This is a genomic window from Streptomyces sp. NPDC051218, from assembly GCF_044455475.1.
Lineage (GTDB): Bacteria > Actinomycetota > Actinomycetes > Streptomycetales > Streptomycetaceae > Streptomyces.
In genome coordinates this window covers 278,638-295,957 of record NZ_JBITEU010000008.1, presented here as the reverse complement: position 1 = coordinate 295,957, position 17,320 = coordinate 278,638, and the positions used below count along the sequence as shown (strand labels likewise).

The 17,320-nt window shown below is 70.6% G+C and carries 15 protein-coding genes; 9 read left to right on the top strand and 6 right to left on the bottom strand.

Going from position 1 to position 17,320, the window contains the following annotated elements; translation table 11 throughout:
• Window positions 1–169: 169 nt before the first annotated feature.
• Entirely contained in the window at window positions 170–1,258 is a 1,089-nt protein-coding gene (locus tag ACIBCK_RS24845) for a LacI family DNA-binding transcriptional regulator (RefSeq protein ID WP_399393609.1), read from the top strand.
• A 35-nt stretch (window positions 1,259–1,293) separates the two neighbouring features.
• Here the strand turns inward: ACIBCK_RS24845 and trxA are convergent, their stop codons facing one another.
• Window positions 1,294–1,680: a thioredoxin gene (gene trxA, locus ACIBCK_RS24840; RefSeq protein ID WP_367047262.1), complete on the bottom strand. Its 387-nt coding sequence runs from the start codon at window positions 1,678–1,680 to the stop codon at window positions 1,294–1,296.
• A gap of 143 nt (window positions 1,681–1,823) precedes the next feature.
• Here trxA and ACIBCK_RS24835 point away from each other — a divergent pair, with 143 nt between their 5' ends.
• Window positions 1,824–3,248, top strand: a complete 1,425-nt coding sequence (locus tag ACIBCK_RS24835) for a dihydrolipoyl dehydrogenase family protein (RefSeq protein ID WP_399393607.1) — start codon at window positions 1,824–1,826, stop codon at window positions 3,246–3,248.
• A gap of 604 nt (window positions 3,249–3,852) precedes the next feature.
• Here the strand turns inward: ACIBCK_RS24835 and ACIBCK_RS24830 are convergent.
• Complete coding sequence (locus ACIBCK_RS24830) at window positions 3,853–5,847, bottom strand: heavy metal translocating P-type ATPase (protein WP_399393605.1); 1,995 nt, start codon at window positions 5,845–5,847, stop codon at window positions 3,853–3,855.
• Between the two features lie 103 nt (window positions 5,848–5,950).
• On the opposite strand from ACIBCK_RS24830, the gene ACIBCK_RS24825 reads away from it, so the two are divergent.
• From ACIBCK_RS24825 to crcB (ACIBCK_RS24815), 3 genes are all read left to right on the top strand, one after another.
• Complete coding sequence (locus ACIBCK_RS24825) at window positions 5,951–6,310, top strand: ArsR/SmtB family transcription factor (RefSeq protein ID WP_399393604.1); 360 nt, start codon at window positions 5,951–5,953, stop codon at window positions 6,308–6,310.
• Window positions 6,307–6,732 (top strand): fluoride efflux transporter CrcB, encoded by a 426-nt coding sequence (gene crcB / locus ACIBCK_RS24820; protein ID WP_399393603.1) that lies wholly within the window; start codon window positions 6,307–6,309, stop codon window positions 6,730–6,732. The genes ACIBCK_RS24825 and crcB (ACIBCK_RS24820) overlap by 4 nt, the downstream gene beginning before the upstream one ends.
• 64 nt (window positions 6,733–6,796) lie before the next feature.
• Window positions 6,797–7,174, top strand: a complete 378-nt coding sequence (crcB, locus tag ACIBCK_RS24815; RefSeq protein WP_399393601.1) for a fluoride efflux transporter CrcB — start codon at window positions 6,797–6,799, stop codon at window positions 7,172–7,174.
• A 32-nt stretch (window positions 7,175–7,206) separates the two neighbouring features.
• Here crcB (ACIBCK_RS24815) and ACIBCK_RS24810 read toward each other — a convergent pair whose 3' ends face one another.
• Window positions 7,207–7,554, bottom strand: a complete 348-nt coding sequence (locus ACIBCK_RS24810; RefSeq protein WP_399393599.1) for a tetratricopeptide repeat protein — start codon at window positions 7,552–7,554, stop codon at window positions 7,207–7,209.
• 138 nt (window positions 7,555–7,692) lie between these two features.
• On the opposite strand from ACIBCK_RS24810, the gene ACIBCK_RS24805 reads away from it, so the two are divergent.
• The 4 genes from ACIBCK_RS24805 (at window position 7,693) to ACIBCK_RS24790 (ending at window position 12,141) form a co-directional block, all read left to right on the top strand.
• Window positions 7,693–8,658 carry a pirin family protein gene (locus tag ACIBCK_RS24805; protein ID WP_399393598.1) on the top strand — a complete coding sequence of 322 codons (966 nt, stop codon included), beginning with the start codon at window positions 7,693–7,695 and terminating at the stop codon, window positions 8,656–8,658.
• Window positions 8,659–8,840: 182 nt separating this feature from the next.
• The gene (locus ACIBCK_RS24800; protein WP_399393595.1) at window positions 8,841–9,956 is read left to right on the top strand and encodes a PP2C family protein-serine/threonine phosphatase; all 1,116 of its coding nucleotides are present in this window, start codon (window positions 8,841–8,843) and stop codon (window positions 9,954–9,956) included.
• Between the two features lie 194 nt (window positions 9,957–10,150).
• Entirely contained in the window at window positions 10,151–10,546 is a 396-nt protein-coding gene (locus ACIBCK_RS24795; protein WP_399393593.1) for a nuclear transport factor 2 family protein, read from the top strand.
• Window positions 10,547–10,788: 242 nt separating this feature from the next.
• A complete protein-coding gene (locus ACIBCK_RS24790) occupies window positions 10,789–12,141 on the top strand; it encodes an MFS transporter (RefSeq protein WP_399393591.1) in 1,353 nt (450 codons plus the stop codon).
• Window positions 12,142–12,173: 32 nt separating this feature from the next.
• Here ACIBCK_RS24790 and ACIBCK_RS24785 read toward each other — a convergent pair whose 3' ends face one another.
• The 3 genes from ACIBCK_RS24785 to ACIBCK_RS24775 form a co-directional block, all read right to left on the bottom strand.
• On the bottom strand, window positions 12,174–14,027 hold the full coding sequence (locus ACIBCK_RS24785) for an ABC transporter ATP-binding protein (RefSeq protein WP_399393942.1): 1,854 nt from the start codon (window positions 14,025–14,027) through the stop codon (window positions 12,174–12,176).
• A gap of 286 nt (window positions 14,028–14,313) precedes the next feature.
• Entirely contained in the window at window positions 14,314–15,753 is a 1,440-nt protein-coding gene (locus ACIBCK_RS24780) for an FGGY-family carbohydrate kinase (protein ID WP_399393589.1), read from the bottom strand.
• 95 nt (window positions 15,754–15,848) lie between these two features.
• Window positions 15,849–17,312, bottom strand: coding sequence for an FAD-binding oxidoreductase (locus tag ACIBCK_RS24775; RefSeq protein WP_399393587.1), 1,464 nt, complete (start codon window positions 17,310–17,312; stop codon window positions 15,849–15,851).
• Window positions 17,313–17,320: the final 8 nt, after the last annotated feature.

Below are 17,320 nucleotides of genomic sequence, written 5' to 3'. Positions count from 1 at the left end.
ACGCTAACCGGCGCGGCGGGAACGCGGTATGTGTCGGGGCGGGAACGCCGTACGTGTGCAGGGCAGTTCACGCCGTCCACGGCAACCGGACGGTCCCGATGTGCGGCCGGGGCCGCGCCGACGCCCGCCTGAGAGCGCTTCCTCGCCGTCTGGAAAGATGAGTCCCGCCATGGCGCAGATACCGAACAAGACCGCACAGCAGCAGACGCAGCCGTCCGCACAGCAGCAGACGCAGCAGTCGGCGCAGCCGTCCGCGCAGTACTCCGTGCCGACGAGCGCCGACGTGGCGCGCCTCGCGGGAGTCTCGCGCGCGACCGTCTCGTACGTCCTGAACAACACGAGCGCCGTCCGCATCAGCGAGCCCACCCGCCGCCGTGTGCACGAGGCCGCCAAGGAGCTGGGGTACGTCCCGCACGCCGCCGCCCGCAGCCTGCGCGCCGGGCACACCCGAGTGGTCCTGATGCCCACGCCGCAGATCCCGGCGGGCCCGCTCTTCAGCGAGTTCTTCAACGAGCTGCAGTGGGCGCTCAGCCGCTTCGACTACACGGTCGTGCAGTACGGCAGCCTCGGCCTGACCGGCGAGGACGCGGCGCGAGCCTGGGCCGAGCTGCGGCCGGTGGCGGTCCTCGCCCCCGACGCCTCGGGACTGGGCGCGCGCGGAGTGAACGTCCTGAAGCGCTCGGGAGCCAAGGCCGTCTTCACGATCGGCCCGCAGCGGGCCGAGGGCGCCCACGCCCTGCTCATGGACCAGCGCCTGGTGGGGCAGTGCGCCGCCACGCATCTACTGGAGCGCGGCCGTCGGCACATCGGGGTCGTGATCCCCGAGGAAAAGGGCCTCGAACCCTTCGCCCGCCCGCGCGCCGAAGGCGTCCGCAGCGCCCTGGCACAGCACGGCACCGGCACCACGACGACCGAGCTGCCCCTCGCCTACGACGAGGAGTCCGCGGCCGGGCTCGCGGCGCGCTGGCGCTCGCTGGGGATCGACGGGGTGTTCACGTACAACGACGAGTACGCGATGCTGCTGATGCGGGCGCTGCAGGACGAAGGCATCGCCGTCCCCGAGGAGACGGCGATGATCGGCGCCGACGACTTGATGCTCGGCAGGCTCCTGCGGCCGCGGCTCAGCACGGTCCGCATCGAGCTGCCCTCGGGCCAGAAACTCGCGGAACTCGTCGACCGGGTCGTGCGTGACCCGGGCATGGAGCCCGAGGTGCACGACGTGCTCGGTGCGACGGCGGTGCACCGCGAGTCCAGCTGACCCTGCTGCTTACGGGTACTTCCTGCTGCTCCCGCTTACTGCTCCTGCGCCTGGGCCTTGGCCTGCTCCTCGGCGACGGACTTGCGGACCTCGTCCATGTCCAGCTGCCTGGCCTGCCCGATGACGTCCTGGAGCGCGGCCTCCGGGAGGGCGCCGGGCTGCGCGAACACGGCCACCTGGTCGCGGACGATCATCAGCGTCGGGATCGACTGGATGCCGAACGCCTGAGCGAGCTCGGGCTGCGACTCCGTGTCCACCTTGCCGAAGACCATGTCGGGGTTGGCCTCGGCAGCCTTGTCGTAGACGGGCGCGAACGACTTGCACGGACCGCACCAGTCCGCCCAGAAGTCGATCAGGACGAATTCGTTGTCCGTGACCGTCTGGTCGAAGTTCTCCTTGGTGAGCTCCACAGTCGTGCTCATGGTGTTTCCCTCTTCCTGCTGTCAGTCGAAGCCGTAGTGCACAACGGCTCGGGCGGCAGACGTATTCCACGCGCTCACCCGTGCCCGCTGTCGCGCGCGTACCCATGTGGCCACGGCGCACACCTGCGACCACACTGGCTTCCATGACGGATTCGAAGACGTACGACGTAGTGGTCCTCGGTGCGGGTCCCGTGGGGGAGAACGTCGCGGACCGGGCCCGTGCGGGCGGCCTGAGCGTGGCGATCGTGGAGAGCGAACTCGTCGGGGGCGAATGTTCGTACTGGGCGTGCATGCCGAGCAAGGCGCTGCTGCGGCCGGTCATCGCCCGTGCGGACGCCCGCAAGGTGCCGGGGCTGCGCCAGTCGGTGCAGGGTCCCCTGGACGCGGCGGCGGTCCTCGCGCACCGGGACGACTACACCTCGCACTGGAAGGACGACGGCCAGGTCGGCTGGCTGGAATCGATCGGCGTGGACCTGTACCGCGGCCACGGCCGCATCGCGGGCACCCGCCAGGTGACCGTCACGGGCTCCGACGCCACCGAGCAGACCCTCACCGCCCGCCACGCGGTCGCGGTGTGCACCGGCACCCGCGCCGCCCTGCCCGATCTGCCGGGCCTCGCCGAGGTGAAGCCGTGGACGAGCCGGGAGGCCACGAGTGCGGATCAGGTGCCTGGCCGTCTCGCGGTGGTCGGCGGCGGTGTCGTCGCCGTGGAGATGGCCACGGCCTGGCAGGCGCTCGGTTCGCAGGTCACGCTCCTGGTACGCGGCGACAGGCTGCTGCCGCGCATGGAGCCGTTCGCCGGGGAGCTTGTCGCGGGGGCGCTGACGGAGGCGGGCGCGGATGTCCGTACCGGCGTCTCCGTCACGGGCGTGCGCAGGGAGAACGGCACGGTGACGGCGACCCTGAGCGACGGAGCCACCCTCGAAGCCGACGAGATCCTCTTCGCCACGGGCCGCGCGCCGCGCACGGACGACCTGGGCCTGGAGACCATCGGCATGGACCCCGGCTCCTGGCTGCCGGTCGACGAGAGCCTGCGGGTGCAGGGCAGCGACTGGCTCTACGCGGTGGGCGACGCCAACCACCGCGCGCTCCTCACCCACCAGGGCAAGTACCAGGCGCGCATCGCCGGGGCCGCGATCACCGCCCGCGCCCAGGGCGTCCCCCTCCTGGAGACCGACGCCTGGGGCGCGCACTCGGCCACCGCCGACCACGCGGCCGTACCGCAGGTGGTCTTCACCGACCCCGAGGCGGCATCGGCGGGCCTCACCCTCGCGGAGGCGGAATCCGCGGGCCACCGCGTGCGTGCCGTGGACTACGACATGGCGAACGTCGCGGGCGCGGGCCTCTACGCGGACGGCTACGAGGGCCGCGCCCGCATGATCGTCGACCTCGACCGCGAAATCCTTCTCGGCGTGACGTTCGTGGGCCCCGGCGTGGGCGAACTCATCCACTCGGCAACGATGGCGATCGCGGGCGAGATCCCGATCAACCGCCTGTGGCATGCGGTCCCGGCGTACCCGACGGTGAGCGAGGTGTGGCTGCGGCTGTTGGAGACGTATCGGGGGTAACGGGGGCACGCCGTTCCGCGGCACGGCTGTAGCGGTGGGCCGCCTCCCGTTGGCCTGAGGCTGTTGCGAGTGGCCCGGGTGGTGGGTCGCTGGCGCAGTGGTGGCCAGCCCGTCTGCTGGATCGCCCGGGGCTGCGGCGGACGGACTGGCCGGTCGGCGGCTGCCTGGGGCCAGTGGTGGGTGGGTTACTTGCTCGGTGTGCTGAGGGTGCTCGTGGATGTCCGGGCTGGTTGGTCGCCTGTGGCTGCTGCGGGGGCCGCCTGCTCGACCGTATGGGGCCGCCGTGGACGGGCCGGCCGGTCGGCGGCTGCCTGGGGCCCGTGGTGGGTGGGTTACTTGCTCGGTGTGGTCGGGGTCCTCGCGGCTGTCCGGGCTGGTTGGTCGCCTGTGGCTGCTGCGGGGGCCGCCTGCTCGACCGTATGGGGCCGCCGTGGACGGGCCGGCCGGTCGATGGCTGGCTGGGACCGTCGCGCACGGGGCACCCGCCCGGCTGGCCGAGGCCCCGCAGGTGGCCCGGCCGGTATGTCTCTGCCGAGGCGAGGCTGGCGCGGCTGGGTCGTCCGTTGCTCCACCTGCGGTCGCCGCGGGCGGCCCCCCGGCCCGTTCACTCGCCCGCGTCCCGCCAAGCCCCCTCCCGCAGCAGTCGCAGGCCGTTGAGGCCCACGATGACCGTGGAGCCCTCGTGGCCGAGTACGCCGAGCGGGAGCGGCAACGTGCCTGCCAGGTCCCAGGTGACCAGTACGGCGATGAACGTTCCGGCGATCACCAGGTTCTGGACCACGAGCCCGCGCGCCCGCCGCGACAGGGCGATCACCCTTGGCACCGTGGCCAGTTCGTCCCGCACGATGACCGCGTCGGCCGTCTCCAGGGCGAGGTCGGAACCGGCCCGGCCCATCGCGATGCCGGTGTGGGCCGCGGCGAGGGCGGGGGCGTCGTTCACGCCGTCGCCGATGACCAGGACCTTGCGTCCCGCCTCCGCCGCTTCGCGGACCGCGGCGACCTTGTCCTGCGGGAGCAGCCCGGCCCGAACGTCATCGATGCCGACCTCCGCCGCGAGCCGGGCGGCAGCCCGCGCGTTGTCGCCGGTGAGCAGCATCGGAGCCGTGCCGGTGAGGGATTCCAGGGCGGTGACGGTCGTCGCCGCGTCCGCGCGCAGACGGTCGGCGATGCCGATGACACCCGCCGGCACGCCGTCGCGCAGTACGAGCACGGTGGTGTGGCCCCCCTCTTCGCTCAACTGCCGGGATCGAGCGAGGACTTCCGTACTTGCCGCGTCCTGCGGCACGCCACTCGGCGGCGCCGTCAGCAGCCGTGCCGGAGCGCCCACCCGGACAGCCACGCCGCCGACCGTGGCGCTCACGCCGACCCCCGGCTCCGATGCGAAGTCCGTCACCGACGGCACGTGCAGGCCGCGAGCGCGCGCGGCGCGCACGACCGCGCGGGCCAGGGGATGTTCGCTGCGGTGCTCGGCCGCCGCAGCGAGTGCGAGAAGTGTGTCGTCGGTCAGACCGCTGCCGGGGAGCGCGTGGACGGCGGTCACCTGAGGCGTCCCCTCGGTCAGGGTGCCCGTCTTGTCGACGGCGACCGCGTCGACCTGCCCCAGACGTTCCATCACGACGGCCGACTTGACCAGGACACCGTGCCGCCCCGCGTTCGCGATCGCCGAGAGAAGCGGCGGCATCGTGGAGAGAACCACCGCGCACGGCGAGGCCACGATCATGAACGTCATCGCCCGCAGCAGCGACCCGGTCAGATCATCGCCGAACGCCAGCGGTACCGCGAACACGGCGAGCGTGGCGACGACCATGCCGAGCGAGTACCGCTGCTCGACCTTCTCGATGAACAGTTGCGTGGGCGCCTTGGTCTCCGACGCTTCCTCGACCATCGCCACGATCCGCGCGATCACCGATTCCGACGCGTCACGCCCGACCCGCACCCGTAGCGCCCCCGCCCCGTTCAGCGTGCCCGCGAACACCTCGCTCCCGGCCTCCTTGGCAACCGGCATCGGCTCCCCGGTGATCGTCGCCTGATCGACGTCGCTGGCACCTTCCAGCACCTCGCCGTCCGCGCCGACCCGCTCGCCGGGCCGTACGAGGATGACGTCGCCGACCTTCAACTCGGCCGTGTCGACGCTCTCTTCACCACCCCCGCAGGCCACCCGCGTGGCCGTGGTGGGCGCGAGGTCGAGCAGGCTGCGCACCGAGTCGGCGGTACGAGCGGTGGCAAGGGCCTCAAGGGCGCCCGAGGTGGCGAAGATGACGATGAGCAGCGCCCCGTCCATCACCTGCCCGATCGAGGCCGCGCCGAGCGCCGCGACGATCATCAGCAGATCCACGTCCAGGGTCTTCTCGCGCAGGGCCCGCAGCCCGGCGAGCGCCGGCTCCCAGCCCCCGGCGACGTACGCGACGGCGTACAGCGCGCCCCACAGCCAGGAGGGTGTCCCGGCCAGCTGGAGCGGCAGCGCGACCAGGAACGCGACCGTGGCCGCCGCCGCCCAGCGCGCCTCGGCGAGCGCGAGGGCGCGGGTGCGGCGGCGCGGAGCCGCCGCGGGTCCGGCGGAAGTTCCCTGGTCGGAAGGGTGGAGCAGGGCAGTGGGCATGGCGAAGTAACCCTTCACGGGCTGAGGAACGGCAACGTCCACACCGTACAGGAACGAATGAACAGCTTTTCATGTGTACATGTGTCATCGATAGGATGCCGCCATGGGCCACGGAGTCGACGACAGCACCACCGCCACCACGCGCGAACGCCTCGACGCCGTGGGGGCCGCCGACGTGGCCGCCACCCTCCAGGCCCTGGCGACGCCCTCACGGCTGCTGATCCTCGCCCGCCTCCAGGAGGGCCCCTGCGCGGCCGGTGATCTGGCCGACGCGGTCGGCATGGAGCAGTCCGCCTGCTCCCACCAGCTGCGTCTGCTGCGCAACCTCGGCCTGATCACCGGCGAACGCCGCGGCCGCTCCGTCGTCTACGCCCTCTACGACCACCACGTCGCCGAACTCCTCGACCAGGCGCTCTTCCACGTCGAGCACCTGCGCCTCGGCCTGCGGGACACACCGCGGTGAGGCAGGGGGCGAGGGAGAGGGGCTACGGCGTGTGGGCCGTGGTGGCGGTCGTGGCCGTCGGCGGTGCGATCGGCGCGTCCGCCCGCTACGGCGCGTCCCTGATCTGGCCGACCGCCCCCGGCGCCTTCCCGACGACCATGCTCCTGGTGAACGTCATCGGCTGCGCGGTCATGGGTGTCTTCATGGTGATCCTCACCGAAGCGCGCACGCCGCACCGCCTGTTGTGCCCCTTCTTCGGCACCGGCGTACTCGGCGGCTTCACCACCTTCTCCACGTACGCGGTCGACATCGAACGCCTGGTGGAGAGCGGCCACGCCGGTACGGGCCTGGCCTATCTCGGACTGACGCTGCTCGCGGCCCTCGCGGCGGTGTGGAGCGCGGCGTGGTCGACGCGCCGCGTCGTGGAGTGGAGGCGACCATGACTGGACCGACGGGCACGGGCCTGCGCGTGGCCGAGTACCTGCAGGGCCGGGGCGAGGCGGACCGGTGAACTGGCTCTGCGTGGTGGCAGGGGCGATGATCGGCGCCCCCTTGCGGTACCTCACGGACCGTGCCGTGCAGGCCAGGCACGACACGGTCTTCCCGTGGGGAACGTTCGCGGTCAACGTGGCGGGCAGCCTGATACTCGGCGTCCTCACCGGCGCGACCGTCGCGGGCGCCGCCTCCTCCCAGACGCAACTGCTCCTCGGCACCGGCCTGTGCGGCGCCCTGACGACGTACTCGGCCTTCTCGTACGAGACGCTGTGGCTCTCCGAGGGTGGCGCGAGGTTCTACGCGGCGGTCAATGTCGTGGCCAGTGTGGTCGCGGCGCTCGGCGCGGTCTTCGTGGGTGTCGCGTTGGCGGAGGTGGCCTGGGGGAGTTGAAGCGCCCCCAGGGATGCGTCTCGGCCTCTGGGTCAGACCTCGGCGAAGTCCCCCGAGAGGGCCGCGGCCATCCGCAGGTGCGGTGCCGCGTCCGCGTCACGTCCCTGCCGCTCGAGCGTGCGGCCGAGGAGCAGCCTGGCGTACTGCTCGACGGGGTCGAGCTCGATGACCGTACGCAACTCGGCCTCCGCGCGCCGCAGTTGGGCCGAGTGGTAGTAGGCGCGGGCCAGCAGCAGCCGCGGGGCGACCTGCTCCGGCACCTCGTCGGCCAGGGTGCCGAGGATGCGCGCCGCCGTGGCGTACTCCTTGGCGTCGAAGAACTGCCGCGCGCGCTCCCAGCGCTCCGCCGCGGTTCCGTGGTCGTAGTACGTCGTGTCCACTGTTGCCTCCTTCGAGCCGTCCAACGGCCATGGGTGGTTGAATATTCCACTAACAGCCGCGGATGGAGCGGGGGCTTCTCCGGAATGACCGGGGCGCGCGCCTGACGGCCGGTGCCCCACGGGTCTAGGTTGTGCGACATGAGCAATCTTGATCGCGTGGCGGTCCCGTCCCTGTGCGGCGGTCGCGGGTTCGTCGTCGCCGAACCGGTCCGGGAGCTCCTCAGCCCCCGCAAGGTCAAGCTCGGCGAGTCCACCGAGGTCCGCCGCCTGTTGCCCAACCTGGGCCGCCGCATGGTCGGCGCCTGGTGCTTCGTCGACCACTACGGCCCGGACGACATCGCGGACGAGCCCGGCATGCAGGTGGGCCCTCACCCGCACATGGGCCTGCAGACGGTGAGTTGGCTGCACGAGGGCGAGGTCCTGCACCGCGACTCCACGGGCAGCCTCCAGACGATCCGCCCCCATGAGCTCGGCCTGATGACATCGGGCCGCGCGATCTCGCACTCCGAGGAAAGTCCCAGGAAGCACGCCCGCCTCCTGCACGGCGCCCAGCTGTGGGTGGCGCTGCCCGACGTCCACCGCAACACCGACCCGCGCTTCGAGCACCACGCGGAGCTGCCCCTGGTCACGGCCCCCGGCCTGACGGCGACGCTCATCCTGGGCACGCTCGACGGCTCCACGTCACCCGGCACGACCTACTCCCCGATCGTCGGCGCCGACCTCGCCCTGACCCGCGACACGGACGTACGCCTGCCGCTCAACCCCGACTTCGAGTACGCCGTCCTGTGCATGTCCGGCGAGACCCGGGTGGACGGCGTCCCCGTCCTGCCCGGCTCCATGCTGTACCTGGGCTGCGGCCGCACCGAACTGCCGCTGCGCGCCGAGTCGGACGCGGCCCTGATGCTGCTCGGCGGCGAGCCGTTCGGGGAGGAGCTGATCATGTGGTGGAACTTCATCGGGCGGTCCAACGAGGAGATCGCACAGGCCCGTTCGGACTGGACGGACACCGCGCGCTTCGGCGAGGTGAAGGGCTACGACGGTGACCGCATCCCCGCACCGACCTTGCCGCCCGTACCGCTGAAGCCGCGGGGGCGGGTGCGCTGATCAGGGTGGGCGCTGTCGTGCGGGCTACAGGCCGGGCGGCCCTGAGCGCGGCAGCCCACCTCGTCGAGCGGGGCTGCATAGCTGCCAGCGGCTCTGCCCGCACCGGGACAACCTCGGGCCGGTGACGTCAGCGCCCCTATTCTGCCGGTGCGGGCGGGGCCAGGGCGGTGTAGAGAGGAAACATGCCGCAGCGTCCCGAAGGAGTGCGCCGACCGCTGCGAGCGGGTCGGGCGCTGGTCGCCATCCCGATCGCGTGGATCGTTGCGGTGTCCGTGATCGACGTTCTTGCTCCGCCCGACATCCATTTGGGGCCGCTGCTCGTCGCGGCCCCGGCGATCACACCGTCGTTCGGCGGGCCCCGGGCGGTGGCACTGGTCGCCGCGCTGGCGGTGGCCGCGCAGACGACGATCGGGGTGTTGCGCGACCCCGAGGAGTTGTTGTCGGCCAATCATGAGGCTCAGATCATCGCCCTGCTGCTGGTCGGCACGAGCCTCGTGGTCTTCTGCGTACTGCGGGAACGCCGCGCCAACGAGCTGACCCAAGTACGGTACGTGTCCGAAACCGCCCAGCGTGTGGTCCTGCCGCCGCTGCCCACGCGGCTCGGACCGCTGCGCCTGGCCTCCTTCTACCTCGCCGCGGAGGCAGAGGCGCAGATCGGCGGGGATCTCTACGCGGCGGCACGCACCGCCTCCGGCACCCGGCTGATCCTCGGTGACGTGCGGGGCAAGGGGATGACCGCGGTCAACGACGCCGCCCTGCTGCTCGGAGCGTTCCGCGTCGCGGCCCACCGCCAGGCGAGCCTGGAGGAGCTGGTGGCCTACCTCGACCGGAGTGTGTGCTGGGACCTGACGGAACCTGGCGAGACGGGCCGCTACGGCGAAACGTTCATCACCGCCACCATCCTGGACATCCCCGACGGCGACACCCGGGTCCAGATGATCTCCTGCGGGCACCCGCCGCCGGTCGTCCTCCGCGACGGCCGACCGCGGACGGTGGACGCCCTTCATCCTGCGCCACCGCTGGGTCTGGGCGAACTGGCGCATCCGCGCTACCACGTCGAAAGCTTTCAGTTCGCGCCAGAAGACCTTCTGCTGCTGTACACGGACGGCGTCACCGAGGCCCGCGACTCCACCGGCACCTTCTACCCGCTCACCGAGCGCATCACCGGCTGGACCGAGAACGGCCCCGACGCCTTCCTGGACCGCTTCCGCCGCGACCTGTTGCACTACGTCGGCGGACACCTGGACGACGACGCGGCCATGATCGCCATGGAGCGCATGGCCACACCCCAGGCCTGATCAGCCGGCCGCAGCCCCCTCGCTCGATAGCGATCCCGTAACCGCGATGCAGTACGTTGTGGGTTATGAGGTGAGGGTAAGTCCTGCCCGGTGCAAGCGAGTTGGGTTCTGCGACCGGAATGGCCGGTGCTGATTTCGGGCGGGCGGACAACGACCTCGTCCCGTACGCCCACTCGGCTCACCGGGAGGTTTCCGTGTCCGACCACGTCCCCGTTCGGCCCGGCTCCGCGCCCCTCGACGTCGCGAAGATCTTCGCCGACATAGACTCCCGCGACCCCGACCGGTTCGTCGCCCATCTCACCGAGGACGTCCGCTTCCGCTTCGGCAACGCCCCGGAGACGGTCGGCCGCGAGGCCGTACGCCAAGCGGTCTCCGCCTTCTACGGCACGATCGCGGGCCTGCGTCATGACCTGCACGACGTCTGGCTGGTCCCGGGCGGCGGCGTCATCGTGGTCCGGGCCGACGTGACCTACCTCCGCCACGACGGCCGGACCGTCACCCTGCCCAACGCCGACATCCTCCGGGTCCACGGCTCTCGCATCCGGGAATGGCTCATCTACATCGACCTGGGACCGCTGTACGCCCCCTGACGAACCATCGTCGGCATCGTGCGGCAGGGGACACCGCCGAGGAACCTCCAAGTGGAGAGATGCCGGGACGTGCAGGGAGCAGCGGGGTGTGACTCGGTCTGCTGTCACATCGGCGCGGCGAAGGGCCGGCCCGGTGGCCTGAACGCCGTTCATGTGGGTACCGGGCAAGACCCGACCGGAAGGCGGCAGACCTCTCGATGACCTCTCCTCATGGGCGTCCTTTTCGTCGGCCGGGCTCAGCGGTGGGCCTGGCCTCCGTCCTGCTGGGGCTGACGTACGGCTACGACGGTACGGCGATGGCCGGGGCCCAGATCCTCGTCACCGATGCCTTCCATCTCTCCCCCTTCGAGCAGGGCACCCTGTACGCCGGCCCCGTCGTCGGGCTCATGGCGGGAACGCTGCTCGCGGGGTGGCTCTCCAACCTGACCGGCCGCCGCGGGGCACTCACCATCGCCGCGGCCGTGTGCTCACTGACCACCATCGTGTCCGCCCTGTCCGTGAGCCCTGTGATGCTGGTGGGCACGCGCGCGGTGCTCGGCATGACCATGGGCGTGCTCATCGTCATCGCGCCCGTCTTCATCGCCGAGTCCGTCCGGACGTCGATCCGCGGTCGGGTCGCCGTCCTCTACCAGTGCGCCACGGCGGGCGGGTGCGCCGCGACCTACTTCGTCAGCTACCTGCTGGCCGGCGGGGGGCACTGGCGGATCATGTTGGTCATCCCGGCACTCTGCGCTGCCGCGGCAGCCGTCTTTCTGCTGTGGCTGCCCGAGACGCCGAGTTGGTACCTGTTGAAGGGGCGTCCCGATCGCGCGGCTGTGGCTTCTCGGATCCTGGGAACCGCGCAGCACAACACGACGCCTGCCGAGGAGTCCGCCGTCGGACCTGCCAAGGGCCGGACCGCGGAGTTGTTCGGCCCGAAGTACCGCCGGCTGACGTTCTTCGTCATCATCCTGGGTTTCCTCGTACAGATCACCGGCATCAGCGCCATCGGCTACTTCAGCCCCCGGATCTTCCAAGGCATGGGCTATCACGGCGACTTCAGCCTCCTCGTGCTGCCCGGCCTGATCCAACTGATCTCCGCCGTCGCCGCCTTGGCGTGTGCCGTCGTCATCGACCGGGTCAGCCGGCGTGCCGCTCTGCTCACGGGCACCGGACTCATGGCAGCGGGCCACCTGCTGCTCGTCGGTGTGTTCGCCGACGTCCTGCCGCTTCCGACGGGCCTGCTGGGCCTCGCGGTCTTCACGATCGGGTTCAACGCCGGCTTCGGCGCACTGCTCTGGGTGTTCGCCGCCGAAGGATTTCCCGGACGGCTGCGCGGCCCCGGAGCGTCGGCCATGCTCTTGTCCAACCTGAGCGCCAACCTGGTCATTGCCCAGTTCTTCCTCAGCGCGCTGACCGCGCTGGGCGGCACCACCACGTTCTGCCTGTTGCTGGCCGTCAATGTCATCGCCTGGGCGTACGTGTACTTCCAGGTGCCCGACACGACCGGCAAGACCCTCGCCGAAGTCCAGGCGTACTGGGAGAACGGTCGCCGGTGGAACCGCCCGCCCCTCACCGATGTCACCTCACGGGTACACGGCGGCGAACGCCCATGACCGTGTGGTGACCTTGTCGCGGCAAGGGAGCGTCACCGGTCCTTGGCCAGGGCGACGAGTTCCGCGAACAGGCCGCCACCGGCCACCAGTTCGTCGTATCCGCCCTGTTCGATCACGCGGCCTTCGCGCATGACGAGAATCCGGTCGGCGAGGCGGGTGTTGTCGAGCTGGTGGGTGACGACGATCGTCATGCGCTCGGCGGCGATGCGTTTGATCTCCAGGAAGATCTGGTGCTCGCCGCGCGGGTCCATCTGGGAGGTCGGTTCGTCCAGGATCAGGAGGGGTGTCCGCCGGTACAGCGCCCTGGCGCATACGAGCCGTTGCCACTGCCCTCCCGACAGCTCGGCGCCGCCGAAGAGTTCACGGGCGAGCAACGTGTCGAGCCGTTGCGGCAGCTTCTCGACCGCCTCTCGCATCCCGACCGCGTCGACGGCCTCCCACACCAAGGCGTCGTCGAAGGTCTTGGGCTGCCCGAGGGTGACGTTCTCGCGGGCCCGCAGCGGCCAGCAGGCGAAGTTCTGCGGGACGAGCGCGGTCCGCGACCATACGGAGTCGGGGTCGGCGTCGGCCAAGTCGGTCCCGTCCCACCGGATTCGGCCCTTGTCGGCCAGCAGGATCCCGGTGATCAGTTTGGCCAGGGTGGACTTGCCCGACCCGTTCTCGCCCACGATGGCCAGGATCTCGCCGCGGCGCAGCGTCAGCGAGACGCCGTCGACCGCGGGTTCGCTCTTACCGGGGTACTGGTAGACGACCTCGTCGAGGCGGATCTCCTGAACCCGCTCTCCGATGGTCAACTCGCCGCGCTGTGGGGCGCGTTCGGCGGCCGTGTCGAGGAAGGACCGCATGTCGGCGAGGTACAGCGAGGTGTGGAACAGCGCGGCGCCGTAGATGACGAACTGCGAGAGTGCGGCCAGCGTGGTCTGTACGGCGACCACCGCGGTGGCCGCGATCGGCAGCGCGACACGGCCGGTGGTGGCCAGCCACGCGAGGGTGGCCCAGGTACCCAGAAGGAAGACCCCTCCGAGAGCGCTGGTGGCCAGGACGATGCGCAGCATGCGGGGTGCGGCGGTCAGGGTGCGCTCGTCGATGCGCTCGGACAGGGCGCGGTACCAGTAGATGAGGTAGCCGGTCATGCCATTGGCGCGGACCTCGTCGCCGTAGCGGGAGTAGGTGGCCCACCAGCGCATCGTGCCCCGCACGTTGCGGTCGCCGACGTTGGCGTAGTGCGTCTCGTAGTCCACGCGCGCCGACAGCACGGCCCCCATGCCGGCCGGGATGACGGCGAGCAGCAGGAGGGGCAGCATCAGCGGATGCAGCGCGGTGATGACCCCGCCCGCCGCGATCATGCGTACGAGGGCTCCCATGAACCGCTGGGCGTCCTGGACCATCATCCGGGTACGCGTGACGCCGACCTCGGCGGCCTCCTGCCGGTCGGCGAACCCGTCCTCCCCGTACGTCGAGGCCTCGACGCGGCACACCGCGGACACGAGTGCGACGTCCGCCTCCGTCATCAGGAGCGGGGTGATCCGCCCGTCGGCGTAGGAGGCCAGTGCGCCACTGACGCGCGCCACTCCCGAGGCCGCCGTGACGACGATGAGCGCGGGCAGCGCGGCGTGCAGACGTTCGGATACCTGCCCCGTTCCGAGGAGCTGCGTCATGGCCTTCGCGGTGAACGCCAGGAGCAGGGCGGCCGAGGCCCCGGTGAGGATCTGGCAGCCGAGCAACAGCGTGACGGCGCTCCGGTCCACGGCCCAGGCGACGCGGGCGGTGTGCCGCAGCACCGAAGGAAGCCGACCGCACATCTTCGCGAAACTGGCCTCTGCCAGCGGATTCCTGCCGTGCTTCCCCTCGAAGCTGAGATGGGCCGGAGGCGGAGGGGGCGGCATCTCCCCGTTTGCGGTCGAGGCGTCAGTAGCACTCACCGTGCATCCCTCCTAGGGGCTGGTGCCGCACCTGGATGGCTCGGCGGTGCACGGCATAACGACGCTCCACCAGAATCGAACGCACTCGATTCCAGACGTCCGTCGCCCCAGGAACCGCCGGGCTCCGAACATACGAGCGCGGCGGACACGGGCCCGAGCGGCGAGCGGGGGTGGCCGAAACGCTGACCTTGATTCGGGTGGGACGGATGGGGTTTCAGGCGGGAGCTGGAGCAGAGCGGTACACGCCACCTCAGCCGAAGATGTCGTACGTCCGCCGGTAGATCGCGTCGGTGTGGCCGCGTACGTCTCGGTACACGTTCTCCAGGCGTCGGTACAGGTGGTGATGGGCCTGGGAGGGAAGGAAGATCTCGCCGGGGCGGACCATCGCGTCGATCGCCTCGTCGAAGTCGGCGTGCACGCCGAGGCCCACCGCCGCGCAGATCACCGAGCCGAGGCCGGCGGCGCTGGATGCCTCGGCGCGGCGGGCCGGGACACCGTGCACGTCGGCCTGGATCTGCATCATGAGGTCCGAGCGTGAGCCGCCGCCCGAGACGATCACCTCGCCGTACTCGGTGCCCAGTTCCTTCGCCATCCGGGCCGCCGAGTCGTGGATCGTCATGGCGAGCGCTTCCAGGATGGAACGGTAGATGTGGGAGCTGCCGTGACGTCCGTCGAAGCCGAGGATCGAGCCCTTGCGGAACGGGGCCTCGCCGGGCGCGAGCCAGTCCAGGATCGTCATCAGGCCGTCGGAGCCCGGCGGGACCTTCGCCGCCTCGGAGTTGAGGTGGTCCTCGACGCTCACTCCCGCCGCGCGGGCCTCGGCGACCGCCTCCTCGCCGAGCAGGTCGCGGAACCAGCTGACCGTCCACATGCCGCGCCGTACGCCTCCGGACTCGTAGAGGTACGAGTGGGGAAGGGACGCGTAGTTGGTCCAGAAGTCCGTGGCGTTCTTGACGTTACGTGGGCCCGTCGTCATGCCCGCGACGTACGTGCCGAGCGAGACGAGGAGCGTGTCGGGGGAGCGCAGGCCGCAGCCGAGGGCCTCGACCGCCTTGTCGTTGGCGGTGGCCACCACCGGCACACCCGCAGGGATGCCGGTGTGCCGGGCCGCGGCCTCGGTGACCTCGCCGAGGATGTCACCCGGCAGCACCAGGTCGAAGAGCATGGCGCGCGGGATGCCGGACTTGGCGAGCTCCGCGTCGTCGTCCGTCCACTGCCAGGTGTCGGAGTCCAGCGGCCAGATACCGGCGTAGTTGGCCGCCGTGTCGCGGAAGGCGGCGGTCATCCGGTGGCTGATGTAGCCGGAGGACGTCGTCACGTACGCCGCGTCGGGATTCGTGTGCGCGTACGGCATGCCGACCCGCTCGTCCATCCAGCTCATGACGGGCTGGGCGAGGGTGCCGTCCGCCTTGAGGACGGCACGGCAGAACCGGATCGTGCACAGGCCCACGCCCACGATGTCCGCCGGGTCCCCGGTGAACCCCTCCATCGCCGCACGGCTCGCCTCGCCGATCGACGTCCACAGGTCGTCGTCCGGGTGCTCCACGACGCCCGGACGCGGGGTGTCGTAGGGGCGCAGCGCGGCGCGTCCCTCGCTGACGGCACGGCCGCGGTCGTCGAAGACGGTCACCTTGGACGACTGGGAGCCGTTGTCGATGCCGATGAAGTAGCGGGGACGAGTGCCTGACATGCCCACTCCGGGATGCTCGTGCGGGAAGGGGAGGAGGGTGGGCGGCCCCGATCGGACGGGGGGAGTCGACCGGGGCCGCCGCGTGGGGAGTTGGCTCAGGAGCCGATCGGGAAGATCGTGCCCTTGTTCATGATCCCGTTCGGGTCGAAGGTCTCCTTGAGCTTGGCGAGGATCGCGTACGCGCTGCCGTGCTCCTGGGTCGTCCACGGGGCGCGGTACTTGCCGACGCCGTGGTGGTGGACCATCGAGCCGCCGACCTTGAGGGCCTCCTCCACGATGATCGCGTTGAGCGGGATGTGGTACTTCTCGATCTCCTCGCGCGGCTCGCAGTTGATCTTGTAGTCGTAGACGAAGTACAGGTTCGTGCCCGTCTGGTAGCTGTGCGAGGAGTGCGCGCCCAGCAGGACCAGGTCATCGGCTGCCGGGTACTCGCTCTGGATGCGGCCGATCACGTTCTCGTACAGTTCGACGGTGCGCGACCAGTCGACCGACACCTCGGTGGTGTAGCCGAGTTCGGCCTTGGCCAGCATGACCTGCTGCTCGGCCTCGATCTTGTCCACGCCCCAGTTGAGGTTGTCGAACCAGTTCTCGATGAGGGCCGGGTCGACCTTCTCGTGCGGGCACTGGTCGACGACGCGCTCGATCTCCTCGCTGGTGGCGCGCACCAGGCCCTTGGGGCCTTCGGCGACGAAGACGACGACGACCTTCTCCTTGTAGAAGTGGGAGAAGTGCTGGCGGGCGTCCTCGGGGGAGTAGACGCGCACGACCGACGGCTTGAAGCCGTTCGTGACGACCTCACGGATCACCTTGATGCCGGTGGCCATGTCGTCGACGAGGAAGCCGTGGAACTCGTTGTTCTCCGGCTGGTACTTGAAGATCTTGACGGTGACCTCGGTGATGTAGCACAGGGCGCCCTCGTTGCCGATGACGATGTGCCGGATGTCGGGGCCCGCCGCGCGGCGCGGCACGTTCTTGATGCGGGTGACCGAGCCGTCGGGGAAGACCGCCTCCAGGCCGACGACCATGTCCTCGATCGCCCCGTACAGGGTGGAGAACTGGCCGATGGAGCGGGTGGAGACCAGGCCGCCGTACTGGGCGAGCGGCTTGGACTGCGGCGAGTGGCCCGTCGTCAGGCCCTGCTCGCGCAGCTTGTCCTCCAGGACCTGGAGCGGTACGCCGCACTGGACCGTGACCTGCATGTTCTCGGCGTCGATCTTGATGATCTCGTCGAGGCCCGAGCCGTCGAGAACGATCGTGTCCTCGACGGCGGTCTCCAGGCCGCCCTCGGTGCCGGTGCGGCCGGTGCGCGCCACCACGTTGATCTTGTTCTCGTCGGCGAAGGCGAGGACCTTCGACACGTCCTCGGTGGAGCGGGCGTTGACGATCGCGGCCGGGATCGGACCGTCGAAGATGCCGTGCACCGACTGGTACTTCTTGAACCGGTCGACGCTCGCGAGCTTGAGCTGCTCCTCGTCCGTGACGATCTGGTCGGCGGCGAGCAGGCCGGTGAGCCGGGCGACGATGTCGTCGCGGGTGAGCTTGGAGAGCGACTGGGCCATGGTGATCT